Consider the following 24,608-nt stretch of genomic DNA (forward strand, 5'->3'; position numbering starts at 1 on the left):
TTTCATGTTTAGAAAGATAGTAGCTTTAGCAAGTATTTTAGTATTATTCCCATTTAGTGTAGCTGTCAGTGCTGATACAAGTTCTGATTCAGCTGATGCTAGTTCTGTAGAAAGTGGCTATGATCCTGATAATATTCGTCGGCTTGAATCTAATGCTTATAGAAGAGTCTTTCCTAACCAAGATTATATCTTTAATAAAGCTCCACTAAGTACAGCACAGCAAGAGAAAGTTGCGCAGCAAGCTATTCAAGACTTATCAATCAAAGAAGGTGAGGCTCTTACAGATAGTGAAAAACGAGCACTAGCTAAGAAAACCTTTGATACTAAAGTTAACCAAGCACTAAATATTGATTCTATAAAAACTTCTTGGTTTAACGGCTTTAGAGTTAGTGAAACGTTAACTCATGCAATGCTGAATGTTCAGGAAGATACTGGAGATCCTCTATTTATGCTCCAAGCAAGACAGCAAGGTATTTTAGATGATAATTATATCTACTTTGGAACAAAAGTAGCATTGATTGATTGGCAAAGACTAAATAGAGTTCCCCAAGGAGGTGAAAATAGACTTTTTTCTTATGCAGTAGATTTTTATGCGGCATCAACTATTTCTAAATGGTTTACGTCACTCGTTGGGTTTACGTTATATCAAGATCACAGTGATGAAGGCTTCAATGTACGTCCAAATACATTATATTTTATTCTAGGAAACCTTTCAGAAAGTCCATTTTTTGGTTATGTGGCAAACTCAACTGTGATGTACGGTAACTTTGATATTGTTTCGAACTATGTCTCGACGTTGACTAGGACATATTTTATGCAGTCAGGTGGGAATATAAATCTTTCTTATCATACACAAGATTTGCATCTAAATGCGGTACTTTTAAATGCAAACCCTGATAGCTATTTTGGTGTAACTAATGCTGCTAGTAAAAGTGGTGTGGGGTTTTCTTTAAATAGTAAATATGTCTACGAGATGGATACAGTAGGGGATTATCAGTTTTTTGGAGCTGCGTATTCAAATGTATCAGGTTTCCAAACTAAAAATGGTGGAAATGTTGGCGCATTTGATTTGAATTATGGCCTAGCTATTTCAGATATTAACTTTGAAGCAGAAGCTCTTTTAACAGATAGGGGTGTTGGAGGAGTCAATGACTCTTCATCTGTTAGCCCAAATAATATTGCTGGTGTACCTTTTTTTGGTTCCGTAAGGCCTAGTGCAGCTTTGATATATGATAATTTCTTAGGTACAGGAGAAAATGTTGCTTCTTGGTCATTACAGTCAAGTTATACAGCAACAATATATGGTAAAAGATTTATTCCTTATGTTGATTATTCACAAGTTTTACAAAATAAATCAAATTTTGCTTATCAATACGGCGCTGGCGTAAGATACAATGCTTTCTATGGCTCTTGGTTGGGTTTAGATTATACAAATATTTACTCTCGTAGTAGTAATTTTAAAGAGAGGCAGAACTATCTTTCTCTCAACTATACGTTATATTTATAGTAATCTACTGTTATAATAAAGCTTAGTAACAAAATAGAGAAATTTTGATGTCTAGGCAAGTTTTTATAGATACTGAGACGACGGGTTTTGATTATAAAATAGGTAACAGGATTATAGAATTCGGGGCTGTTGAAGTCATTGATAGGAAAGTTACAGGTAATAATCTACATTTTTATTGTAATCCAAATTATGAAGTTGAGGCTGGAGCTTTAGCAGTTCATGGTCTAACTAATGAGTTTTTGGCAGATAAGCCACTCTTTGAAGAAAATGTTGAAAAGATGATTGATTTTCTTAAAGGTGCCGAAGTTATTATCCATAATGCTGCATTTGATGTGCCATTTATAAACTGGGAGCTTGGGCTTCTGAAAAATAATAAGTATGGCACTCTAGAACAACATGTTGCGAAAATCGTTGACAGCTTGGAACTTGCTAGGAAGAAACATCCTCTTCAGAAAAATAATCTAGATGCTCTTTGTAAAAGGTACTACATTAGAAATGATCATCGTACTTTCCATGGAGCATTATTAGATAGTGAGTTATTGGCTGATGTATATCTTGCAATGACAGGGGGACAAACTAATCTTACTTTACACACTGCAAAAAATGCTAGTAAAGATAATATAGATATTGATTTTGGTAAATTAAATTTACGCTCAGCTAATGAAACAGTTATTAATACCTCTGAACATGATAAATATCTTTGTGAGTTATTAAGGTTGGAAGAGTCAGCTAAATGGTAAGAAAAATAATATTTCCCGAAGCTAAAAAGGAAGACTTAATCTATGCTGGCAAGGATTTTTTTGCTCGAGATTTGTTCTTAGAAAAGAATACTCATCAAGTTTGGTTAGAACTAAAAGAAGCAGCAGAAAAAGAGTGTATTCTTTTGTATATAGTTTCTGGTTTTAGAAGTTATGATTATCAGCAAAAAATTATAGATAGAAAACTAGCTAGTGGTCAAACACTTGAACAAATTATGCGAGTAAATGCTCTGCCTGGAGAGAGTGAGCATCATACAGGTAGAGCTATAGATTTGACTACTGGAGATGAAAAAGAAGTTTTAACAGAATCTTTTGAAAATACATTAGCTTTTGAGTGGTTAAGTAAAAATGCTCACAGGTTTGGTTTTAAGATGAGTTTTCCGCGTGATAATGATTATGGGTATATTTATGAGCCTTGGCATTGGTGTTATCAAAGATGAAAAAGAAAAAATCCAATAAGCTATTAATATTAGCGTTGTCAGTAGTTCTTTTGAGCTCGTGTACAACCACAAAAAAAGATGTCACAAAAATAAAATTTGCATCTTATAATTATCCATGGATATTTGCTCCAGTGCGAAAAAATCTCGTAGAAGATAATATATCTGAAGCAATAAATGAAAATAATAATATCGCTAATATAAAGCAGTTAAAAAACCTTAATAATTTGGAGTCTGGAAGATTACTGCAGCTTAACGATAATTACTTAGATTCTATAAAATTTTATGATCTAGCGATTAAATCTATCCCTAAAGATAAAGACCAGTCATTAGAGCAAGCAAAAAAGTTTTTATTAAATAAAAATACATACAACTATTATGACATCAAAACATCATATAATATTCCAGACTATGCAATAAGCTTTTTGTATACATATCAAGCACTAAATTATTTAAAAACGAATGATGTTAATCAAGCACTTAAATCACTGGATAGTTTAGAGACTGCCAAAATATGGAGAAATGAACAAAATATAATAGCAGGTGGTATGAAGGAGCTTGCTAAAGAGGATCTTGATAGAAATGATATCACTAGCGATGAATTAGGCTTAGATAACTTTAAGTCATTAAAAGCCATGCTTGAATTTTCATCAATAATTCCTAATGCTTATGGTAATCCAATGGCTTACTATCTAAAAAGTTTATTGGATTCAGCTATTTCAAAAAATTATCAGGAATCTTTGAACGACCTTGAAAATGCTCAAAAATATACAATTGGTAACAAATATCTTGATCAAACAGCTAATGAGTATCGATCTGCAGTAGCTGGTGAAATATCTCCCTTTTCTATGGGAATGGGTAGAGTTGTGGTTTTTTATGAACAAGGCCTTGTCAATATACGTAAATCTGCACAAGTTAATCTTGATTTAGGCAATATAGGAATCAAGAAACTGGAGTTTCCTGTATACAAAACAAAATATAGTTTTTTTGAGCCGAAAAGAGTAGTAATTTCATCGGGAGGTAGTGCATTAGTAGATACTTATACAGAGACATTACTTGACACGACACTATATGCTATGAAATCGCTCATAGAGAGTTACTCTAGAGTTGTTACACAAAGTGTTGTTATTGAGGCATTTAAATATGATTATGATAAAAATTTTCCTCTAGGAGGGCTTTTGGGCAGTCATTTAAAATTTGACCTATCAAATACTGATCCGAAGCGAGCAGATATGAGATCATGGTTGTTATTACCCAATAGCATTGACCTATTCGAACAACAGATTGATAGTGGCAACTATACAATTCAGGTTAATAATATTCGTCAAAAAATAGATGTAAAACAAGGCAAGACTACTTTATTGTGGATTGTAGATATTGGCAAATTCAAAAAAGTATATTATTTTATTTTTTAGTAGTATAAAGTTGCTCTTATTATATTTTAAATTAACTAATCATTTGTATTTTTATTATTTTCTATTAAATAATTTCAAAGTAATCTAATTAATCTAGCACGAATTATATTTACTCATAGCAGTCCAAGTGATATAAATTAAAGTACAAGAGGCGTAATTTTGAGGTATTTATGAAAAATATCGTAATACTTGGTGCCGGCAGAGTCGGGTCTTTGGTTAGCTGCTTACTGGTTGAAAGTGGTGACTATACTGTTCATTTAATTGATAGATACATTCCTCATGACAAACCAGTTTTGGAAAAAAATGTAGATAATTTGATATACGTAGAGTTAGATGCTACAAACTCTTCAGACTTAAAAAACTATGTGCAGCAGAATGATATAAAAACTATAGTTTCATGTTTACCGTTTTTTCTTAATAAAGATATAGCTAAGATAGCAGGCGAGTTAGAGCTTAACTACTTTGACTTGACAGAAGATGTAGAGGCTACCAACTATATCAAAAGTATAGCAGATAAAGCAGAAAATAGTTTCTTTGCACCGCAATGTGGCCTAGCTCCAGGATTTATAAGTATTGTATCTAATAATCTTATGCAAGAGTTCGACTCAATTGATACCGTACGTATGAGGGTGGGAGCTTTACCTTTAAATGTTTCGAATACACTTCAATATGGTTTGACTTGGTCTACAGAAGGCCTAATAAATGAATATGCAAAGCCTTGCGAAGGAGTCGTTGATGGTAAAAAAAGAACTCTAGCTCCATTAGCTGATGTTGAAGAGATTAAAATAGATGGGCTTACCTATGAGGCTTTTAATACCTCTGGTGGTATTGGCTCGATGATCGAGACTTATGCAGGTAAGGTTAAAAATATAAACTACAAAAGTATCCGTCATCCAGGGCATTGTGATAAGATGAAATTCTTAATGCAAGATATGAAGCTAGGCGAAGATTTGGATACTATGGTTAAAATCATGGAAAGAGCGATTCCAAGAATTAATCAAGATGTAGTTCTTATCTATGTATCAGTAGATGGTATCCGAAAAGGTCTAAAAGCAGAGCGTCATTTTGCACAAAAATATCCTTCAAAACGTATGTTTGGTAAATATTTCTCAGCATTACAATTAACTACTGCAACAAGCTTGTGTGTAAGTATAGATCTATTGCTTAGCTCTAAAGATAACCCTACAGGATTTATAAACCAAGAATCTATATGTTTACAAGAGTTTTATGATAATAGATTCGGAAAGTACTATAGAAATTCAGGACTTTTGATACAAGCAGATTAATTTAGGGGGACATAATGAGTATTTTACAAGAATTAAATTTAGGTTTAGAAGCATATATAACTGATGATAATAAAAATGTTATAGAAACTTTAAGTCCAGCAAATGGTGAGCTTTTGGCTAAAGTTAAAAATCAAAGTCTAGATGATATGCAATATGCTATTACAAAGGCTGCGGAGGTTGCTAAACAATGGCGTCAAGTTCCAGCACCTAAAAGAGGAGAGTTAGTTAGACTTATTGGCGAAGAGCTCCGTAAAAATAAAGATCATCTAGGAAGCTTGGTATCTCTTGAGATGGGTAAATCTAAGCAAGAAGGTGATGGCGAAGTTCAAGAGATGATTGATATGGCAGATTTTGCTGTAGGACAATCACGTATGTTATACGGTGTGATGATGAATTCTGAGCGTCACGATCATAGAATGTATGAGCAATGGCATCCATTAGGAGTAGTTGGAGTTATTTCTGCATTTAACTTTCCAGTAGCTGTGTGGTCTTGGAATGCTTTTATAGCTGTCATTTGTGGTAATACTGTGGTGTGGAAACCGTCCGAAAAGACACCGCTATGTTCAATTGCTGTACACAATATATGTCAAAAAGTAATTCAAGAGCATGGTTATCCTGAAATTTTTTATACAATAATTTCTAAAGAGATTGAGGTTTCAAAGGCATTAGTTAATGATGAAAGGGTAAATTTAGTATCTTTCACAGGTTCTACAAAAGTTGGTCAAGATGTAGGACAACAAGTAGCAAAAAGATTTGGTAAGTCAATTCTAGAGTTAGGCGGTAATAATGCTACAATTATTGATGAATCAGCTAACCTAAAATTAGCAATACCAGCAGCTGTTTTTGGAGCAGTTGGTACAGCAGGGCAGAGATGTACTTCTCTAAGAAGACTATTTGTACATGAATCAATCTATGATTTGGTCAAAGATAAAATGGTCAATGCTTACAAACAAGTTACAGTTGGAGATCCGTTAGATCAAAAAAATCTTATGGGACCTCTTATAGATCAAGCATCAGTTGATAATTTCTTAAAAACTGTAGATCAAGCTACAATAGAAGGCGGTAAAATTTTAACTGGTGGTAAAAAAATTGCAAAAGCTGGTTTCTTTGTTGAGCCAACAATAATTGAAGCAAATGCTAATATGCCAATAGTGGCAGAAGAGAATTTCTGTCCTATTTTATACATAATGCCATTCAAAGATATTGATGAAGCAATCAAATTCAACAATAGTGTTAGATATGGTTTATCAAGCTCTATATTTACTGATAATATCCAAAATGCAGAGAAGTTTTTATCTAGTTCAGGCAGTGATTGTGGTATTGCGAATGTGAATATTGGTACATCAGGTGCTGAAATTGGAGGCGCGTTTGGAGGTGAAAAGCATACTGGTGGCGGTCGTGAAGCTGGTTCAGATGCGTGGAAAGCATATATGCGACGTCAGACTAGCACAATCAATTATGGTAAAGATTTACCATTAGCTCAAGGAATCAAATTTAATCTGGAGGATTAGTTTATGAGTTTTAAGATTTTAGATAAACTTTGGGATCAGTATATTGAAACTAATCCACATGTTAAGCAAGTTTATGATTCTTTTGTGGCTGAGGGTGAAAAGCCTGTCAATGATCATATAGCATTAAGAACGTTAGATAATCCAAAAATAGATATAAATGTGCTATCAAAGCCCTTTATAGATATTGGCTATAAGGTATGTGGACATTATGACTTTGACGTCAAGCGATTAAAGGCTATTCATCTTGAACATAGTGATCATAATCAGCCTAAAGTGTTTATTAGTAAGCTTCTAGTTAGTGAATTTAGCCCATTCTTACAAAAAACGATGGAAGCTTGTGTAGAAGGTATACCTAATAGTTTACTGAAGAATCCTGAGGCTTTGTTAACATCAGGTGCAAGTTGGAGCTTTATAAGTTACAAAACTTATCAAAAGCTTCTCGAAGAGTCTGAATATGCCGCTTGGTTTTATGCTTTTGGTTTTAGAGCGAATCATTTTACTGTCTTTATCAACGATTTGAAAAAATTTAGCGAAGTTTCTGAAGTTAATGATTTTCTAAAATTGAATGGCTTTGTATTGAATAGCTCAGGTGGAGAAATCAAAGGAACACCAGCAGATTATTTAGAACAATCAAGTACAATCTCAGGCAACTCTGAAGTTAAATTTATAGAGGGGTGGAAAGAAATTCCTTGTTGTTACTATGAGTTTGCAAAACGCTATCCTGATCAAAGTGGTAAGTTATATCAAGGTTTTGTAGCCAAATCAGCAGATAAGATATTTGAAAGTACTAATGCTAAATAATCTATTTATAGTTTTTTGAAATTATCTCACTAATCTTGGTAAATAAGTCCTCATAGATAGAGCTTTTACGCATAACTAAATCAATCTCTCTGTAAAAATCTCTATTATCAATATCAATATATTTAACATTTTCAGTTTTTATGCGTGCTGTTTCGGGAATTAGTGTAATGCCCTCATCAATGGATACCATTTGTCTTAATGTTTCTAAGCTACTACCTTTGAAATCATTATTATTAAAATCTTTTAATGAGCAGAGTTTTAAAGTTTGATCTCTCAGACAATGTCCTTCATCTAATAGCATAAGATTTTGCTTAACTATTTCAGTTATGCAAATTTTTTTGCTTTTTGCTATGGGATTAGTCTTTGCTACAGCTACGTAGAATTTATCATTAAAGACTTTTTTTCTTTTAAACTGATAGTTATCGGTAGGAGTCGCCAAAAGAGCAAAGTCGATCTTACCTTGATCAAGCATACTTACAAGAGTATCAGTTTTTTCTTCGATTATGGATATACTCAGATTAGGGAAATCTTTCTTGATAGCAGGTAGTATTTTTGGCATTAAATACGGACATAATGTTGGAAATGCTCCTATCGAGATACTTATTTTTCCATTATTTAAGTGCAGTTCTGATATTTTTTTTAAGTTTTTTACTTCGTCTAGAATTTTATAGGCTTGGTTAACTATTTTCATACCAGCTTTTGTTATAAGTACTTGTTTTGTACCTCTTTCAAAGATTTGTATACCTATAAGCTCTTCAAATTTTTTTATTTGCATACTAAGAGCTGGTTGACTGACAAAGCACTTTTCTGACGCTGTAATAAAGCTTTTAGTTTCATATACAGAAATGATATATTCAAGAGTACGAGTATTCATATAAGTAAAGCTTATAGCTAGTATAAATATAATATATTTTAAATTATTTATTAAAGCAATACAATAACAGTGTAACTTAACAAAACACAAGGAGTTAGACATGACTAAAAGAGTACCTAATGTAACTTTTAAGACTAGAGTAAGAGATGAAAGTATTGGTGGATCAAACCCATTTAGATGGCAAGATGTTACATCTGCTGATATTTTTGATAACAAAAGAGTAATTGTTTTTTCATTACCTGGAGCGTTTACTCCGACTTGTTCTACTTATCAACTACCTGGATTTGAGAATAATGCGGCTAGATTTAAAGAGCTAGGAATAGATGAAATTTATGTTTTATCTGTAAATGATAGCTTTGTAATGAATAAGTGGATACAAGCACTAGATGTTAAAAATATTAAACCAATTCCTGATGGTAATGGTGAATTTACGGAAGGTTTGGATATGCTTGTAGATAAGTCAAATCTTGGCTTTGGTAAGAGATCTTGGAGATATGCGATGATTGTTAATAATCACGAAATCGAAAAGATGTTTGTAGAGCCTGGTAAGCGTGATAACGCTGAAGATGATCCTTATGGTGAGTCTTCCCCTGAAAATCTTCTAAAATACTTAGAAGCTAAATAGTAATAAGTGGAGTCTCAAATGAGCAAAAAAATAGTTCTAATAGGTGCAAGCGGAGTAATAGGATCAGCGACTTATGATAAGTTCATTAGCACTGGTTATGAAGTTATTCCTGCAACATTTAGTGGAAGTAATGGTTCACACCGTATTGATATAGAAGATATAGAATCTATCAAAAATTTCTTTGAAAAAGTAGGTCCTTTTGATGCTTTAGTATCTACTACTGGTAAAGTAGCTTTTAAAGCTGTTGATGATTTAACTCAAGAAGACTGGAACTTCAGTTTTAAAAATAAGCTACTTGGACAAATCAACCTAGTGCAAATTGGTGCAAACTATATCAATAAGGGTGGTTCATTTACATTGACTACTGGGATATTGAATGTTGAACCAATTGCTTTAGGTGCTGTGGCAGCTACAGTAAATGCTGCAGTAGAAGGGTTTGTAAAAGCAGCAACTCTTGAGTATAAGGACTTCCGTATAAATACTGTTAGTCCAACTGTAGTCAAAGAAGCATTAGCAAAATATGGACCATTCTTTGTGGGTTATGAACCTGTAGAAGCAGAAAAAGTAGCTAACGCATATCTTAAGTCAGTAGCAGGTATTGCTAATGGCAGTGTTATAAAAGCTGGTTATTAATTTTTTTATCAAAAAACTATTCTAGACTTAAAGTTCTTAACAATATTGACCAATTCTATTCATATATATACTATTTCATTAAGTGCCTATTTTAATAATGCGTTCGATATGTATTGCTGCGCTTAATAATGATTGATATTTATTTCAATGAGGAGAGAACATGAATAAGATACTAACTACAGCAAATGGTGCTCCAGTACCTAATGATAATACAAGTATTAGTGCAGGTAAAAATGGTTCGCTAACATTTGATAATTTTAGATTATTTGAAAAACTAGCTCATTTTAATCGTGAGAGAATCCCTGAACGTGTAGTTCATGCACGTGGAACAGGAGCGTACGGTACGTTCACTCTTGAAAAAGACTTATCAGATTTGACAGTAGCTGATTTTTTAAGAGATCAGAATAAACAGACTGATGTTTTTGTACGATTTTCTACTGTTGGTGGAGGTCAAGATTCTAGTGATTATGTTAGAGATGTGCGTGGTGCAGCTATCAAATTTTATACCAAGCAAGGTAATTTTGATATTGTAGGAAATAACACACCAGTATTTTTCATAAGAGATCCTAATAAATTCCCAGATTTTGTACACTCACAAAAAAAGAATCCTCAAACTAACCTACCAGATCCTGTGGCCCAGTTTGAATTTTGGTCAAGAAACCCACAATCTTTGCATCAAATGACAATATTGATGTCTGATAGAGGTATCCCAAAGAACTATAGGCATATGCATTTATTTAGCTCTCATACACTTAGCTTTTATAATCAAGAAGGTAACCGTTTTTGGGTTAAGTGGCATTTTAAAACACAACAAGGAATTAAAAATCTCACAAATGAAGAAGCATCTAGGCAGCCAAGCTATGGAGCTCAAAAAGATTTGTTTGATGCTATAGCAAGTGGAAACTATCCGAAATGGGATGTTAAATTACAAATTATGACTGAAGAGCAAGCGAAAAAATTTAGTATAAATCCTTTCGATTTAACTAAGGTTTGGTCACATAAAGATTTCCCACTTCAAAAAATAGGTGTTTTAGAGTTAAACCGTAATGTTAATAATTATTTTGCTGAAGTAGAACAAGCTACTTTCGCTCCTAATAACTTGGTGCCTGGTGTTGGAGTATCTCCAGATAAGATGTTACAAGCTAGACTACTTGCTTATCAAGATGCTCATAGATATCGAGTCGGTGTAAATGCAAGTCATATACCTGTAAATGCTTCAAAATGTCCAATGCATAATTATCAGCGTGATGGAGCAATGGCTGGTACAGCTCTTAATGTATCACAGAATGAAATGCCTAATTTTTATCCAAATGCGCATTCTGACTCTCCTTCAGATGCCAAACAATATATAGAGCCACCTATAGAAATAGAGGGTTATATTGATTATTATGATGCACAAGGTGAAGATAACTATTCACAAGCTGGAGATCTTTTTAGATTAATGAGCGAATCTCAACAGCAACAGTTAGCTAATAATATTGCAGAAGGATTGATACATGCTAGTCAAGATATCCAAGAAATAATGCTTGACCAGTTTGCTCAAGCTGATAAAAACTACAGAAAAAAGGTTGAAGAAGCTCTTCAAAATATCTAAATAATATTTATTTCTTATTCATTTTCCAGAGTAGGCTACTAATGTAAGCTCGTCTATTTTCTTTACAAGCCACCATTAGCAATTTAGTAATTTTTAGATTATGTGCATCAGAAAATAAAATAATCAGCATTTCTCTAATATAGTTAGTATCTAAAGTAATGTAGTTATCCGTACCAATACCTAGTTTGATACCTTTTTTCTCCCACCAGCTGAAAGGGTGGTCTTTGTAGTCTGGAATGGCTGTAGTTAATTTGAGATTAGAAGAAGGAAGACCAACAACACCAATATTTTTACTGATAATTCTATTTAGAACATCATGTTGATATCTTTCTATCTCTATAGCTGTATGGAATTTTATTTTTGTAAATTCTAAAATTTCATCAGAATTTAGTTTTATTCCATTTGTGATTTTATCTCTAATTGAAGAGTTATTTTCATTCCAATGAATTTCTTGTATCTCTCGATATTCCATAGATTTGTCATCAAGAGGCTGAGAGTTCTGATTAAGTTTTAGAACTTTTTGTAGCAATCTTTGAAAGTAGTAGTTTGGATTGATACCTATTGACAGGCCATGCTCTAGCGTATCAATATTCCAAATATTTAAAGCATTATCAACTGCTTGAACACCTTTTTTTAGTGTATGGAAAGTTTCTCCATGATGTGAGCGAATTTTAAAACCATAATATTGCAGTTTTCTAATTCCTTGTTTTAATGTTTCAAAATGGGCTTTTTTATAGATATTTTTTTCATCACCGACAGTATCTATATCTTTCATTACATTCTGTAGAAATGGATATTTTTCTAATATATCGATTAGACAGTTTACTTGGTATTCAAAACTTTCTTTTTTTGTTTTAAACTTTGTAGCATCAAAAAAATTAGCTTCTTTTCTAAATGATGGAGAAAGTACATAGCCAAAATCTGGATATTCTTCTTTGAATTTTTCAAAACCTTCATAAAGTCCAAGAACTACATCCTCTTCTGTTGCTAAGTCCTCATTTAAAATTGCTTCTTTTTCATCACTTGTAGAGCGTGATAGTGTGAATTTGAGCCTAATACTTCCTACATTATGTTTATGATATAGTTCACTAGCCATGTGATAAGCGGCATCTATATGATCTTGTTTTGTATTGAGAATAATTTTTGCAAGATATAAAAGATCTAAATATCTCGAGAATTTTTCACCATCTTTTAAAACTATAAGTTTTTCAACATCTTCTACAGAATTTATTGGTAGTGCATTTTCGCCATAGATATTTACTATTTTTTGACTATAAATATTACCATTTTTACCATCTAAAAGTTTCTTGAGGCGTGGGTAAATAAACTCTGCTGAGAGAGAGCCTGTTAGGTGGATATGCTCTTCATGATATTTAAGAGGGAAGCTCTTTAAAAAGTCATAAAATGCTATACCAATAGGGTGATTTAGTAAGTCTTCTATATCTAGCTCATCATTATTAAATAATTTGAGTTTTTTTATGAAATCTTGAAGACATTGCGATTCATGTTCATCTAGATTCTCATAACTTAGTAGTTCAAGAGTATTAAATATTGATAAACCATTTGTTTCAATAATTATTTTATTTAACTTTTTATTTAGAGAATTAATTTCAGACATTGATTAATTTGGTTAAAATCTTTTTTAATCGTGTAATTATAAAGTTATTTTTATCTATGATAAAGTAGAATTATTAGCAGTGTTTAGTTTGAGTGGAGTTAGCCCAATGAAAATAAATTTAAAAGATATCAACCTTGAAGCATTTAAACCAGGAATTTCTAAAAAGTTATTAGCTAAAGATGATTCAAGAAACTTTCAAATAGATTTTATTAGATTAGAGCCAAATGCAAAATTAAGCCAACATAGTCATCCAGATGTTGAATGGGTATATGTTATAGATGGTTCTATGAGTGATGAAAGAGGAGAGTTTAGCAAGGGTGATTTTTTTGTAAACCCTATTAACTCACAACATTCTGTTGTTTCAGGAGCTAATGGTTGTGATATTTTATGTTGTTGGTGTGGAGAAATTAAAGATTGTTAATATGATTTAAAACTTTTTGGAAAACTTCTTCGATAGATAGGTTGCTAGTATCAACTAAAATAGCATCATCAGCAGGCTTCAAAGGAGCTACTTTTCTATTTCTGTCTTGAAAATCTCTTTGTTCAATATCATTTTTAATTTTATCAAAATTAGGATTTTCACCTTTTGTCAGTAGCTCATCATATCTTCTTTGAGCTCTAACTTCTGAGCTAGCATCTAAGAAGAGTTTGTATTTAGCATCAGGGAAAACAACTGTACCCATATCTCTACCATCTGCTACAAGTCCAGCAGCAGTTGCAAAAGAGAGCATTTTATCATGTAACATTTGGCGTACTTTTGGATATGCAGAAGTTTTTGATGCTAGCATCCCAGTTTGTTCAGTACGGATAGCTTTAGTCACATCAGCATTATTTAGAAGGACTATTATAGAATCATTTTGAACTTTAAACGATATATCTAGTAATTCAAGCTTACTACAAACATCATCTTCATTATCTAAATTAGCGCCAGTATTGAAGCAGTGTAATGCAGCTATTCTGTATATTGCGCCACTATCCAAAAGTTTATAGTCAAAGTGCTTTGCTAATTTTTTTGATAATGTTCCTTTACCGACACCACTTGGTCCATCTACAGTTATTATTTTAGAGTTGTTCATTTTCAAAACCTTGCATAAATTGTACTAATTTTTCAACATCTTCTAGACTGACAGCATTATAAAGACTAGCTCTACAGCCACCGACACTTCGATGTCCTTTTAAGCCATAAAAGCCAGCTTTACTAGCTTCATTTAGAAATTTATCAGTTAGTTCTTCATTTGATAGATGAAATATAATATTCATGTTAGAGCGATATTCTGGCTTAATTTCATTTTTGAAAATCTTTGAACTATCAATAGCTGAGTAGAGTAGATTTGCTTTTTGGCTATTGAAAGATTCTACATTCTTCAAATTATCAAATTTGTTAATTAAATATTCTAGTGTCAACTCAAAAGTAACCCATGAGATAACAGAAGGAGTATTGTAAACTGAATTTGATTTCTTGGTAACTTGATAGTCAAATACTACTGGAATATTATCTTTTGCTTTGATTAAAGAATCTTTGACGATAACTATAGTTAAGCCTGGTATACCAGCATTTTTCTGCGCACCAGCATATATCAAACCGTAATCACTAATATTGATAGGCTTTGATAAAAAGCTTGATGACATGTCACAAACTATTTCTGTATTGCAAGACTTGGCAAGTTTGTTAATCTGAAAACCATCTACAGTCTCATTGTCTGTATAATATATATAATCGTATGTATCTGCTTGGAAACTTTGAGCAATATTATCATCATATTTCACAGCATCTACAGACGTAAATTTAGCAGCTTCTTGAGCAGATTTTTCTGACCATTGCCCACTACATACATACAATGCTTTATTATACTTATCTGCTAAATTCATAGGTATAGCAGCAAATTGTGCCGTAGCACCGGCTTGCATTAGAAGCACAGAGTAGTTATCTGGAATATTAAGTAAACTTCTGAGATTTTTTTGAATAGAGGCATGCACTTCATCAAAAACTTTATCACGATGTGAAATAGATAATAAAGATACTCCAGTATTTTTATAATCAATCATCATTTGTTGTAACTGTTCTATTATAGATGTAGGCACAACAGCTGGACCTGCACAAAAATTAATTTTCATAATCTTAAAAAAACCTCTAATAATTTGAGCTTATTGTAACATAATTATTTTTACATAAATGATATGTTTTTTACTTGTGAACACTATTTAATCCAATCTCTTGGCTTTATATATTCATATACTTTTTCTTCTTCAGAACCAGGCTCAGGTTGCCAGTTATACTTCCAAGTAGCCATAGGTGGCATTGATGATAGTATTGATTCTGTGCGTCCACCACTTTGAAGGCCAAATATTGTACCTCTGTCGAAGACTAGATTAAATTCGACATATCTACCACGACGGTAAAGTTGAAAATCTTTATGCTTTTGTGAATATTCGATATTTTTTCTTTTTTCTACTATTGGTATATAAGCATCTAAGTATGAATTTGCACAATCAGTCACAAATTTAAAACATTCATCAAAAGATTTATCATTTAAATCATCAAAAAACAAACCTCCAACGCCTCTACATTCATCACGATGTTTGATATAAAAGTATTCATCACACCATTTTTTGAAACTAGGATAGTAGCTAGCGTCATGTTTATCGCAAACATTTTTTGCAGTCTGGTGCCAGTAAATAGCATCTTCCTCAAAAGGGTAGTAAGGGGTTAAATCAAAACCACCACCAAACCACCATATAGGATTATTTGTATCTGCACCAGCAACAAAGATTCTAAAGTTAGCATGAGATGTTGGTACAAAAGGATTACGAGGGTGAATAACTAATGAAACACCAGTAGCAATAAATGATTTACCAGCAAGTTCTTGTCTTTTTGCGGTAGCTGATGGTGGTAAAGCATCTCCGTGTACTCTAGAAAATGCAACGACGCCTTTTTCAAAGATTTCGCCACCCTCTATAATCATAGAGTTACCATAGCCTTTGAGTTTTTGTTCAGGAGTATTTGGCTTTTGCCATTTGTCACTAATAAATTTAGCCGAGCTAGTTTCAGATTGCTCAAGAGTAGATGTGATTTTTTGTTGTAGTTGAGTTAAAAAGTTCTCAAATTGTGTGATTTTTTCTTGCATAAGAGTTATAGCCTTTTATGTTGAGAATTATATCTTAAAAGAAATATTTAAATATATTATATTTTAACAGTAGGAATATAAAATTGCTTGTAAAAAAATGATTTGAATTTTGATTGTTTATAAGTAGAAGTTAAATTTTACTTTTTGCTTTTTTACGAGCCATTTCTTTTGCTTGTTGTTTTTGTTGTTTGTTCAATTTTGCTAATTTTTTGGCATCATCACCAACATGTGAAAATCCTCTTTCAGCAGCTAGTTGAGATTGTTTTTCACGTTCTGCAAAGCGTGCTTTTTGCTCTTCTGTAACTTTATCGTAGCAGTGATGACAACTTATACCCTTAACATATTCTGGGCGTTTTTTGTCTTCTTCGGTTATAGGCATACGACAAGCAAAACATTGATCATAGTTACCTTTCTCAAGATCATGATTTACAGCCACTCTTGAGTCAAATACAAAACATTCACCTTCCCACATGGATTCCTCTTTAGGTACTTCCTCTAGATATTTTAAGATACCACCTTGTAAGTGATAAACCTCATCAAAACCTTTAGCTTTCATTAAAGCTGTAGATTTCTCACATCTAATACCGCCAGTACAAAACATAGCTACTTTTTTGTGCTTTTTAGGATCTAGGTTTTTATCGACATATTCTGGAAATTCTCTAAAAGTCTCTGTATTTGGATTGATAGCATTTTTGAATGTACCTATTTCGATCTCATAATCATTACGAGTATCTACAAGTATAGTCTCTGGATCAGATATAAGAGCATTCCAATCTTTAGGCTCTACATACTTTCCGCAGACTTTATTTGGATCAATTTCTTCGATACCAAGAGTTACAATCTCTTTTTTAAGTTTTACTTTTGAACGATAGAAAGGCATTTCTTGATGATAAGACTCTTTGTAGTCAATATCAGCTAATCTAGAATCAGATTTTAGATATGCTAATAACACATTTACACCTTCACGAGGTCCTGCTACTGTCCCATTAATACCTTCATTAGCAAGAAGTAGTGTACCTTTGATATTGTTTTTTATCATAGTATCAAGCAGAGGCTGGCGCATAGCTTCATAATCTTCAAGCGTTACAAATTTGTACATTGCGCAAACAACTATTTGTGACATATTTATTCCTAGAAATTTATAATTTATATAACTAAAGATTTGCTATTATAACAAATATTACAATTTTTGTTAGAATGAGTTAATAATTGTGTCATCTCATAAATATAGTGTTTGGCTAATACCAGCACAGAAATATCTCCTAGCTCTAGCTAGATGTATAAACTATAATTCTTATATTGCTAGACAACCATCATTTATACCTCATTTGACATTATTTAGCTCTGCTAAAAATATTGTTGAAGATTTTGGATATTGGGCGTGTCAGCTTGATTATGAGAGTATCTCATTAGATATTGATAGTATAGCTATAGATAGAGATTCTTATTTTATGAACTATTATCTCAAATTATCAAAAACTATACAGCTAGATAATCTTTTTGCTAGTGGAAGAAAATTAGATAGAGAAAGTGAATATAATTTAGATCCTCATGTTAGCTTAGTGTATGGCGCTACTAATTATGACAAGCTTTTGGAATATCAGTTTTCTAAGAAAATCATCTTTGACAAAGTAGCTATAATCAAATATTTCCCAGCAGATACAGCAACAACAGTCATGAGTTTTGAGATAGTTAAATCATATAAACTATTAAATTTGTAGTTTAATAGTTTTACTTTATGATTAGATGTTTTATTATTTTGAGACAGTTTTATTATATTTAATCGTTTTTTATGTTTTTTAAAAATCTTACAGCATTCAAAGTCACTGATATTAATATAGATATTTTTGAAGATTCGATGAATAAACTCGCATTTATTCCTTGTAGTAATTCTCAGAAATCTTCGAGAGGCTTTACAAACCCATTTATAAAAGATGAACAATGCCTTTTTAAGTTTAATCATTTAGCTGCATTTTGTTTGCTTACTGAAGAAAAAATTCTTCCTGCTCAAGTTATCAACCAACAAGCACAAGAGTATATTCAAGAGTTAGAGCTCACTAGATATGTAAGCAAAAAAGAAAAAACACAAATAAAAGAGGATATGGAGCAAAAGCTACTACCTCTAGCATTTAGTAAGTTTAGAAAGATTCACGGCTATTTGGATCTGACTAATAACTATCTAATAATTGATAGTGTTTCAGAAAAACAAATTACAGAAGTTTTAGATCTATTGCATAGATGTGAAGCAAGGTTTGAGCCTGTCATTAAAGAAGAAACAGATATTCTAACAGAATGGCTTGTCGAAGATACTTATCCAGTAGATATTGAAATAGCAGAAAAATGTAAGCTCACAAGTGCTATAGGAGATAGTATTGCAAATATCTCATGTCAAGGTAGCTCGATGTTGAATGATAATATCAAATCATTTATTGATAGTGGAGGGTACATTACGGAGCTAGCTATAACTTGGAAAGAGCAGCTTGCTATGACAGCAAATACTAAGTTACAGTTTAAAAGTATCAAATTCTTAGATGGTATAAAAGATCTAAATAAAGAAGATAATGTTGGTCATGAAGTTGATTTATTGCTGATGGCAGATATTTTTGCTGAGCTTATTGCAGCTATGCAAAGTTGGGTCAAAGAAGATGAGAGTTTGTAAATATGACATTAAATGATAATCAATTAAAAGCATACGAATATGGTCTAGCACATCACCCAAGTTTAAAAGAAGGGTGTAAGATTTTTTTAGAAAAAGATTTTTTGAAAATTCAGCTGACTGAAAATGACGCTACGATAGAAAAAATATTCAAACATGATAATACCAAAGCAGGCTTAGTAGCATTGCTAAAAAGTGATGAAGTGAAAAATTTATTAGGTTTTGATTTTTCAAATTTGATATCGATTATGTGTATTCGATAAACATAGTTAATTTTGAATTAAAGTTGAAAAAATAACACTAGCTCTTGATGTTATTTTTAGTTATCATTTTTGTTAGATTCTTTTAAAAAAATGTAAACTTAGTTATGGCCAAAATATATGATAATCGCCCATCTGATTGGGATGATAAGGATGAATCAGGAGCGAAGAGCCAAAGTAGTGTATCAGAGTATAAAAGTGGCAAAGTCCAAAAGAATGTAGTCAATGATAACAGTATAGTTCAAGAGGATTATGCAGGATCTCAAAAGAAGAAACTACTATCATCAAGTGAAGTTCGAGAGACTAGTAAGGGTAATATTACAACAACCTATGAAGATGATACTAAGCTAACCCAACAGTCAAAGACAGCCAAAGAATCTTATCATTCAAATGATTTTAAAAGTGAAATCAAAAAAGAAACAATAGTAACAAAGACAGCTAATAGAACAGAGAGCATAATAGTAGATAGTACAACTATTAGTACTAATAAACTTACAGAGACTAGCCCTGGTAAACATGCTATTACAGCTACTAAGAATATTAATATCAAATCAAATGTTGCCAAGATCTCAGCAGAGAAATTAGATGTTAAAGGTGCTAGTTTTGGAATGAGTGCAAAGAATCACACAGAGAAAGCACCATTTAAGCATGTCAAAGCAGGAGATGTTAAATATAATGTAAGCGAAAAGCTAATGATGGATGCTGATATCAGTAAGTCATCATTTAAGCTACAAAATTATCAAACCAAACAAGCAGAATATAAACATCCTGATGATGTCGCAGATGATGTTTATTATATAGGTGAGGTTATATATAGCCCTAAGTTATCAAAGCTATATTTTGTACCTACAAATTTGGTTAGAGAAGTATTTAACTCACAACAGAAGTATTTGAGTAAATCAAAGACAAACTCAGTATATAAATATAACTATGGTAAACGTCAAGTAGCAAATAGATTTGATACAAGTCCAGATTTAGAACAAGTATTATTATCAAATAGAGATTATATCTATATAAGCTTTGTAAGAGCTAGTATGTGTATGTTAGATCAGTCAGTAGTTAGTAATCCAAATATAGTATCACTAGATTTTAGTAAGGCTAAATTAGATAGTAATACATCATTAATAAATTGGGGAGCTATAAATTCAGATTTAGATTCTAAAGTAAAAGGCTTGGGATATAAGGCAGGCTATAAGTTTGCAAATCAAGATGCAGTAGATGATGGAGTTAAGTATTTACAGAGCTTATCAGAGAATAATATAAATAGATGGTTGGATATAGGCAAGACATATCAAGCTAGTTTGCTATATATGGGCTTACTAATGGCAGGTAGATATAATTTCAAACAGATATCAGAGAAACAAGCAAGACTACCGTATAAACCAGATGTGATAGCAGATATTGACTATGATAATGAGACAGCTATCGCATATAAATCATATCAGCATGAAATAGATGAAGATTATGGAGTGTTTGATTTGATTACTACAGAGGAATATGTAGATAGTGAGATACTATTATCACAGACAGCGAAAGTAACAGTCAAAAATAATAAATATGTCTTAGAGGGAGATAATCATAGTAAATACCCTACAGACAAAGATAATCAAATAAAAGATGGGTTGTTATTGTGGAGTAGGACAGTTAGTACAAAGCATGATAAAAAGATAGAAAAGCTAAATCTAGGTAGACTTAAAATAAGTGATATCAAGAAGCAGACATTAACAAAACCCTATCAGATAGATTATAAAGATGATAAATGGTTAGTATATGCTGATTCGAAGTATCTATTGTCTACACATAATCATGATTTGGAGTATCCAACTGGAGATGCTTTGATATTTGAAGCTACTGTAGATGAGCACTATACATTAGAGAAGTTTTATTATTATCAATTAGCTAGAGCTAATTTTGATCTAGATGATGAATTAGTATCAAAAGATGTAGCGGAGAAGTTAGAAAGAAGATGTTTGTATCAAATGTTAGTAGATACTTATGATGTCCCAACAGATAGTAATGTCAAAAGCTATTTAGAGAGTTTGCAAACGAATGGTAAGACTGTAGATATAGGAACGACATTAGAGGCATTAGAGTCTGTGAGTGATGAGTTGATATTAGTATTACCACCAACAGCAATAGGTAAGTTGTTATATTTACTAAATAATCTAAATGATAATGATGCTAACTTAATATCTAATGATGAAGCATTATCACAACGCAGAATAGCTATGGGATACAAACTAGCATCTACATTTAGTACCAGAAAAGGCTATCTAATAGCACTACAGCATTATCAGCCACTGACAGAATATGACCAAGTAAAAGCAGAAGATAGTATAGATGCGCTATGGCATAATGATGATATGCTATTTGCTTTAAGAGATGATAAAACAGCTAAACTAATCAATGGAGCATATAATAAGTTAAATAGTGAAGATATGGTACTTAGACTTAGAAAGGATGATAATCTTTTCTACAAGCATGAGTATTTAGATTTTGTGCCCATTGATAAAGTCTCGAAAAGAAGTCCATCTATAATAACTCAGGATTTAGAAAAATAAAATTTTATAAAAATGTATAAGTGAATTAGTTATGAAGTGCATATTTCAAGTTGTTGTTTATATTTATCTGATTGGTTCAATTGTTAGTCCTTTTGAGTTTCTTTATCACAGTAAATATTTTTCATTTTATAAATATATGCAATATCTTCCATGGAGTTATTAGCAATCGTTTCACTTTTTAAATTATTACAAATATCTTTTCTAAAATTTTTATCGCCTAGTTCAGAACAATTATATTTTATCTGTTTTAGTTTTGGAGCCAAGGTCATTTTGAACTGATCTTTTTTATATTTTTGAATGTCTTTTATATCTATGTAATTTTTATATAATGGAGTTCTACAAATAGTGCTTTCTTGAGGATACGCAACATAGTTAAAATTATTATCAGTGTATAATGGAATATATTCTGTTTTACTTTTGATACTTTCAAATATTTTATTTTCTATATCAGTTCTAGCTAACTCTTCTGCTCTTGTTGGGAAATATGATAGCAATACAATAATCAAAATAGGAAAAAGAGAGATTGTGGATATTGTAGAAATAGCTTGTGCAATCCCTCTGCCTATATAGTTCTTACATGTAATACTTTCTGTATTTATAACATAATTATAAATACAATATGATACTGCTGTAATAAGACCTATATAGCTACAGATTATAATTATTAAGAATAGAATAAGCGATGTGATCTTTGTTGTAGTTTCACTTGCAAAAACTTCTATTGATTTAGTTAAGTCAAAAGTATCTAAGAACGAAGAGTTAAAAGAGCTAGAGGGTATATTTAAAATATTCATTTGATGTTTAAAATAATATCCACCACTATAAATAAACATATATGCAAGAGCAGCAAAAAATGCAGATATTAATAAAAGTGAGCCCTTTATTAAAATTTGATAGCCCCATAATTTTCTTAATATATTTATATTAAAAGAACCTATGAAATTATTAATATAATAGTATATTTTTTTCATAATTTTACCTCATGTTCTTCACTTGAGAGAGGTGCCAACTTGTTAGCGGGGTGTGGTTTTTAAAAGTACTACCCCGTCAGTCTACGACTGCCACCCCTTAGATCCCAAATCAAGTTTGGGACAGGCCCGAAGGGGAATTACTTCCTACCAAAACCAACCCTTACTTTCTTCTTTCTTTTCTTCAACTTTAGGAGGCTCACCGACCCAATCAAGTTTTAGAGTTTCATCACTAGGATTATAGTTATACACCATAATACCATTACCATTAGCTTGACCAATTACAAGTTTATGAGCTTCTACAGAAGTATCAAATGTAGTATTATAACCATCTACATTTGGTCTTGGTCCTATTGTGTAGTTACCTGTAACATAGTCAAGAGGGTTATCGACTAATGGAAGATAATTTTTAGAGAAAAAAACAGGTCTTTTCCACTTGGTATTATTGCTCCAGTCTAATTTATTAGTATCAAACGTAAAAGCCCATAAATATGGTTGAGAAACTCCTTTAAAAGTAACTATAATCTTGTCTTTATCTATAAATTTGAAGTTTGTAAGACCATTGTATAAAAATTGTTTCCTAGCATCTTCTCTTGGTTGCAAATAAGAAATATTTTTTAAATTATCATCTGGATAATAAAGAGCTGTATTAGAAACTGTACCTGTTTCTAAATTATATTTTATTCCAGCTAAACCACTATCAGCCGTATACACAAACTCACCATTAGGGTCTATGGCACTCATAACAGCCCCAGAGTTTTTATGAATTTCTATTTGATTTTTAGGATTATCTTTATTTTCACTTTTAAATATTTCATTAATATCAAATATAAATAGAGAACCTCTCCCAGTAGCAGTAATTAACTTATTTTTATAAAAAGTAGGTACTAAGTTTGAATTCATAGCCATAAACTGGTTACCATACGAATATGTGTCACCTAGTTTATTATTATCTATTTTAGCAATATTCATATTGCCACCTCGTGTAGCAAAAGCATAAGTATTTAAATCTTTATTCACAGCTTGCATAACACTGTTTTTTTGCCCTGTAAAAGATTTAATAGTTTTTAGATTATCAGCATCTACAACATGGACAACATTATCATCAAAGGTTTGATATATGAAATCATGGGTATCATTAATAAAGTTAGCACTAAAGATATTAACTGTTTTATCATTTATCTTTTTAATAGTTTTTTTATTTAAGTTATATAAATAAACATTACCATCATTATTTGCACTAACTACATATTTACCATCAGTTGATACTGAAAGAGTAGTAGGCATAGCAACTACTAAATTTGCGGTAGCTGATAACCCTAATATACAAATTATTTTCTTAAAAATATTCATGCTTACCTTTTATTGTATTTACTATTATTACCTCTAACTTCATCCATATCATAATCACCAAAAAATCCTAAACCTAAATCAGGATCACCAAATAATTGTCCTTTATAAATATAATTCATAAAGTCATCAGTAGGGTACAACATAGCCGAATGATCTATACATAACATTGATTTAGCTGATTGTTTTTGTGCATCAGTTAATTGGTCATAAGCTACTGTATGTTTAGTATTGTCACTATCTATATAATAACAAGGGTAATTACCTCTAGTTGATTCAGGCAATTCTAATGTACTAACTTCCTGCGGTGTTTGGAATAAAAAAATATTTTTTAAAAAGTTTCGTTGCTTACTGCGTAAGCTGTAACGACATACTTTTTTCAATGCAGAAAAAGTATGCAAAACTGCTTGTGACTTTAAAAACTCGCTTTGCTCAGACAGTTTAAAGTCACTTACCATTCAAACCAACCTTTGCTTTTTTCTTCTTTTTTCTCTTCAACTTTAGGAGGCTCACCGACCCAATCAAGTTTTAGAGTTTCATCGCTTGGGTTATAGTTATACACCATAATACCATTACCATTAGCTTGACCAATTACAAGTTTGTGAGCCTCTACAGAAGTATCAAATGTA

General features: G+C 31.8%; 24 protein-coding genes. 15 read left to right on the forward strand and 9 right to left on the reverse strand.

Features of this window, described 5'->3' with window-relative positions; genetic code table 11:
* Positions 1-4: 4 nt before the first annotated feature.
* The 7 genes from FQ699_RS09700 (at position 5) to FQ699_RS09470 (ending at position 7,715) form a co-directional block, all read left to right on the forward strand.
* On the forward strand, positions 5-1,507 hold the full coding sequence (locus FQ699_RS09700; RefSeq protein ID WP_179951702.1) for a hypothetical protein: 1,503 nt from the start codon (positions 5-7) through the stop codon (positions 1,505-1,507).
* Between the two features lie 47 nt (positions 1,508-1,554).
* Entirely contained in the window at positions 1,555-2,247 is a 693-nt protein-coding gene (gene dnaQ / locus FQ699_RS09445; RefSeq protein WP_013923037.1) for a DNA polymerase III subunit epsilon, read from the forward strand.
* Positions 2,241-2,705: a M15 family metallopeptidase gene (locus FQ699_RS09450; protein WP_146422100.1), complete on the forward strand. Its 465-nt coding sequence runs from the start codon at positions 2,241-2,243 to the stop codon at positions 2,703-2,705. Before dnaQ ends, FQ699_RS09450 begins: the two co-directional genes overlap by 7 nt.
* On the forward strand, positions 2,702-4,117 hold the full coding sequence (locus FQ699_RS09455) for a COG3014 family protein (RefSeq protein WP_146422101.1): 1,416 nt from the start codon (positions 2,702-2,704) through the stop codon (positions 4,115-4,117). The genes FQ699_RS09450 and FQ699_RS09455 overlap by 4 nt, the downstream gene beginning before the upstream one ends.
* Positions 4,118-4,287: 170 nt before the next feature.
* Positions 4,288-5,403 carry a saccharopine dehydrogenase family protein gene (locus FQ699_RS09460; protein WP_146422102.1) on the forward strand — a complete coding sequence of 372 codons (1,116 nt, stop codon included), beginning with the start codon at positions 4,288-4,290 and terminating at the stop codon, positions 5,401-5,403.
* 14 nt (positions 5,404-5,417) lie between these two features.
* Entirely contained in the window at positions 5,418-6,914 is a 1,497-nt protein-coding gene (gene amaB, locus FQ699_RS09465) for an L-piperidine-6-carboxylate dehydrogenase (protein ID WP_146422103.1), read from the forward strand.
* A gap of 3 nt (positions 6,915-6,917) precedes the next feature.
* Positions 6,918-7,715, forward strand: a complete 798-nt coding sequence (locus FQ699_RS09470) for a DUF1338 domain-containing protein (protein WP_146422104.1) — start codon at positions 6,918-6,920, stop codon at positions 7,713-7,715.
* Position 7,716: 1 nt separating this feature from the next.
* Here the strand turns inward: FQ699_RS09470 and oxyR are convergent, their stop codons facing one another.
* The gene (gene oxyR / locus FQ699_RS09475; RefSeq protein ID WP_013923043.1) at positions 7,717-8,589 is read right to left on the reverse strand and encodes an oxidative stress transcriptional regulator OxyR; all 873 of its coding nucleotides are present in this window, start codon (positions 8,587-8,589) and stop codon (positions 7,717-7,719) included.
* Between the two features lie 100 nt (positions 8,590-8,689).
* Here oxyR and FQ699_RS09480 point away from each other — a divergent pair, with 100 nt between their 5' ends.
* The 3 genes from FQ699_RS09480 (at position 8,690) to FQ699_RS09490 (ending at position 11,441) form a co-directional block, all read left to right on the forward strand.
* Positions 8,690-9,214 (forward strand): peroxiredoxin, encoded by a 525-nt coding sequence (locus FQ699_RS09480; RefSeq protein WP_146422105.1) that lies wholly within the window; start codon positions 8,690-8,692, stop codon positions 9,212-9,214.
* Positions 9,215-9,232: 18 nt separating this feature from the next.
* Positions 9,233-9,847 (forward strand): short chain dehydrogenase, encoded by a 615-nt coding sequence (locus FQ699_RS09485; RefSeq protein WP_146422106.1) that lies wholly within the window; start codon positions 9,233-9,235, stop codon positions 9,845-9,847.
* A 160-nt stretch (positions 9,848-10,007) separates the two neighbouring features.
* A complete protein-coding gene (locus FQ699_RS09490) occupies positions 10,008-11,441 on the forward strand; it encodes a catalase (RefSeq protein WP_146422107.1) in 1,434 nt (477 codons plus the stop codon).
* Between the two features lie 7 nt (positions 11,442-11,448).
* On the opposite strand, the gene FQ699_RS09495 is transcribed toward FQ699_RS09490, so the two are convergent.
* The gene (locus FQ699_RS09495; RefSeq protein WP_146422108.1) at positions 11,449-13,059 is read right to left on the reverse strand and encodes an amidohydrolase family protein; all 1,611 of its coding nucleotides are present in this window, start codon (positions 13,057-13,059) and stop codon (positions 11,449-11,451) included.
* A 106-nt stretch (positions 13,060-13,165) separates the two neighbouring features.
* Between FQ699_RS09495 and FQ699_RS09500 the strand changes: the two genes are divergently transcribed.
* Complete coding sequence (locus FQ699_RS09500) at positions 13,166-13,480, forward strand: cupin domain-containing protein (protein ID WP_146422109.1); 315 nt, start codon at positions 13,166-13,168, stop codon at positions 13,478-13,480.
* Here FQ699_RS09500 and cmk read toward each other — a convergent pair.
* The 4 genes from cmk to trhO form a co-directional block, all read right to left on the reverse strand.
* Positions 13,467-14,135: a (d)CMP kinase gene (gene cmk, locus FQ699_RS09505; RefSeq protein WP_146422110.1), complete on the reverse strand. Its 669-nt coding sequence runs from the start codon at positions 14,133-14,135 to the stop codon at positions 13,467-13,469. The two genes, FQ699_RS09500 and cmk, sit on opposite strands and share 14 nt — an antisense overlap.
* Positions 14,122-15,174: a 3-phosphoserine/phosphohydroxythreonine transaminase gene (serC, locus tag FQ699_RS09510; protein WP_146422111.1), complete on the reverse strand. Its 1,053-nt coding sequence runs from the start codon at positions 15,172-15,174 to the stop codon at positions 14,122-14,124. The genes cmk and serC overlap by 14 nt, the downstream gene beginning before the upstream one ends.
* 83 nt (positions 15,175-15,257) lie before the next feature.
* Entirely contained in the window at positions 15,258-16,184 is a 927-nt protein-coding gene (gene hemF, locus FQ699_RS09515) for an oxygen-dependent coproporphyrinogen oxidase (protein ID WP_146422112.1), read from the reverse strand.
* 130 nt (positions 16,185-16,314) lie between these two features.
* A complete protein-coding gene (gene trhO / locus FQ699_RS09520; RefSeq protein ID WP_146422113.1) occupies positions 16,315-17,307 on the reverse strand; it encodes an oxygen-dependent tRNA uridine(34) hydroxylase TrhO in 993 nt (330 codons plus the stop codon).
* An 88-nt stretch (positions 17,308-17,395) separates the two neighbouring features.
* Between trhO and FQ699_RS09525 the strand changes: the two genes are divergently transcribed.
* The 4 genes from FQ699_RS09525 to FQ699_RS09540 all read left to right on the forward strand — a co-directional run bounded on the left by FQ699_RS09525 (position 17,396) and on the right by FQ699_RS09540 (position 21,661).
* A complete protein-coding gene (locus tag FQ699_RS09525) occupies positions 17,396-17,905 on the forward strand; it encodes a hypothetical protein (protein WP_146422114.1) in 510 nt (169 codons plus the stop codon).
* A 71-nt stretch (positions 17,906-17,976) separates the two neighbouring features.
* Positions 17,977-18,843: a recombination-associated protein RdgC gene (locus FQ699_RS09530; protein WP_146422115.1), complete on the forward strand. Its 867-nt coding sequence runs from the start codon at positions 17,977-17,979 to the stop codon at positions 18,841-18,843.
* 2 nt (positions 18,844-18,845) lie between these two features.
* Positions 18,846-19,103: a hypothetical protein gene (locus FQ699_RS09535; RefSeq protein ID WP_004287836.1), complete on the forward strand. Its 258-nt coding sequence runs from the start codon at positions 18,846-18,848 to the stop codon at positions 19,101-19,103.
* A 104-nt stretch (positions 19,104-19,207) separates the two neighbouring features.
* Positions 19,208-21,661, forward strand: coding sequence for a hypothetical protein (locus FQ699_RS09540; RefSeq protein ID WP_146422116.1), 2,454 nt, complete (start codon positions 19,208-19,210; stop codon positions 21,659-21,661).
* Positions 21,662-21,744: 83 nt separating this feature from the next.
* Here FQ699_RS09540 and FQ699_RS09545 read toward each other — a convergent pair whose 3' ends face one another.
* The 3 genes from FQ699_RS09545 to FQ699_RS09555 form a co-directional block, all read right to left on the reverse strand.
* Positions 21,745-22,632, reverse strand: a complete 888-nt coding sequence (locus FQ699_RS09545; protein ID WP_146422117.1) for a hypothetical protein — start codon at positions 22,630-22,632, stop codon at positions 21,745-21,747.
* Positions 22,633-22,776: 144 nt separating this feature from the next.
* Positions 22,777-23,982 carry a WD40 repeat domain-containing protein gene (locus tag FQ699_RS09550; protein WP_146422118.1) on the reverse strand — a complete coding sequence of 402 codons (1,206 nt, stop codon included), beginning with the start codon at positions 23,980-23,982 and terminating at the stop codon, positions 22,777-22,779.
* A 2-nt stretch (positions 23,983-23,984) separates the two neighbouring features.
* Entirely contained in the window at positions 23,985-24,437 is a 453-nt protein-coding gene (locus tag FQ699_RS09555; protein ID WP_146422119.1) for a hypothetical protein, read from the reverse strand.
* Positions 24,438-24,608: the final 171 nt, after the last annotated feature.

The organism is Francisella salimarina (assembly GCF_007923265.1).
Taxonomy (GTDB): Bacteria; Pseudomonadota; Gammaproteobacteria; order Francisellales; family Francisellaceae; genus Francisella; species Francisella salimarina.

Coding starts and splice junctions, on each gene's coding strand:
- FQ699_RS09700 (WP_179951702.1), top strand. CDS start 5: ATGTTTAGAAAGATAGTAGCTTTAGCAAGTATTTTAGTATTATTCCCA.
- dnaQ (WP_013923037.1), top strand. CDS start 1,555: ATGTCTAGGCAAGTTTTTATAGATACTGAGACGACGGGTTTTGATTAT.
- FQ699_RS09450 (WP_146422100.1), top strand. CDS start 2,241: ATGGTAAGAAAAATAATATTTCCCGAAGCTAAAAAGGAAGACTTAATC.
- FQ699_RS09455 (WP_146422101.1), top strand. CDS start 2,702: ATGAAAAAGAAAAAATCCAATAAGCTATTAATATTAGCGTTGTCAGTA.
- FQ699_RS09460 (WP_146422102.1), top strand. CDS start 4,288: ATGAAAAATATCGTAATACTTGGTGCCGGCAGAGTCGGGTCTTTGGTT.
- amaB (WP_146422103.1), top strand. CDS start 5,418: ATGAGTATTTTACAAGAATTAAATTTAGGTTTAGAAGCATATATAACT.
- FQ699_RS09470 (WP_146422104.1), top strand. CDS start 6,918: ATGAGTTTTAAGATTTTAGATAAACTTTGGGATCAGTATATTGAAACT.
- oxyR (WP_013923043.1), bottom strand. CDS start 8,589: ATGAATACTCGTACTCTTGAATATATCATTTCTGTATATGAAACTAAA.
- FQ699_RS09480 (WP_146422105.1), top strand. CDS start 8,690: ATGACTAAAAGAGTACCTAATGTAACTTTTAAGACTAGAGTAAGAGAT.
- FQ699_RS09485 (WP_146422106.1), top strand. CDS start 9,233: ATGAGCAAAAAAATAGTTCTAATAGGTGCAAGCGGAGTAATAGGATCA.
- FQ699_RS09490 (WP_146422107.1), top strand. CDS start 10,008: ATGAATAAGATACTAACTACAGCAAATGGTGCTCCAGTACCTAATGAT.
- FQ699_RS09495 (WP_146422108.1), bottom strand. CDS start 13,059: ATGTCTGAAATTAATTCTCTAAATAAAAAGTTAAATAAAATAATTATT.
- FQ699_RS09500 (WP_146422109.1), top strand. CDS start 13,166: ATGAAAATAAATTTAAAAGATATCAACCTTGAAGCATTTAAACCAGGA.
- cmk (WP_146422110.1), bottom strand. CDS start 14,135: ATGAACAACTCTAAAATAATAACTGTAGATGGACCAAGTGGTGTCGGT.
- serC (WP_146422111.1), bottom strand. CDS start 15,174: ATGAAAATTAATTTTTGTGCAGGTCCAGCTGTTGTGCCTACATCTATA.
- hemF (WP_146422112.1), bottom strand. CDS start 16,184: ATGCAAGAAAAAATCACACAATTTGAGAACTTTTTAACTCAACTACAA.
- trhO (WP_146422113.1), bottom strand. CDS start 17,307: ATGTCACAAATAGTTGTTTGCGCAATGTACAAATTTGTAACGCTTGAA.
- FQ699_RS09530 (WP_146422115.1), top strand. CDS start 17,977: ATGTTTTTTAAAAATCTTACAGCATTCAAAGTCACTGATATTAATATA.
- FQ699_RS09535 (WP_004287836.1), top strand. CDS start 18,846: ATGACATTAAATGATAATCAATTAAAAGCATACGAATATGGTCTAGCA.
- FQ699_RS09540 (WP_146422116.1), top strand. CDS start 19,208: ATGGCCAAAATATATGATAATCGCCCATCTGATTGGGATGATAAGGAT.
- FQ699_RS09545 (WP_146422117.1), bottom strand. CDS start 22,632: ATGAAAAAAATATACTATTATATTAATAATTTCATAGGTTCTTTTAAT.
- FQ699_RS09550 (WP_146422118.1), bottom strand. CDS start 23,982: ATGAATATTTTTAAGAAAATAATTTGTATATTAGGGTTATCAGCTACC.
- FQ699_RS09555 (WP_146422119.1), bottom strand. CDS start 24,437: ATGGTAAGTGACTTTAAACTGTCTGAGCAAAGCGAGTTTTTAAAGTCA.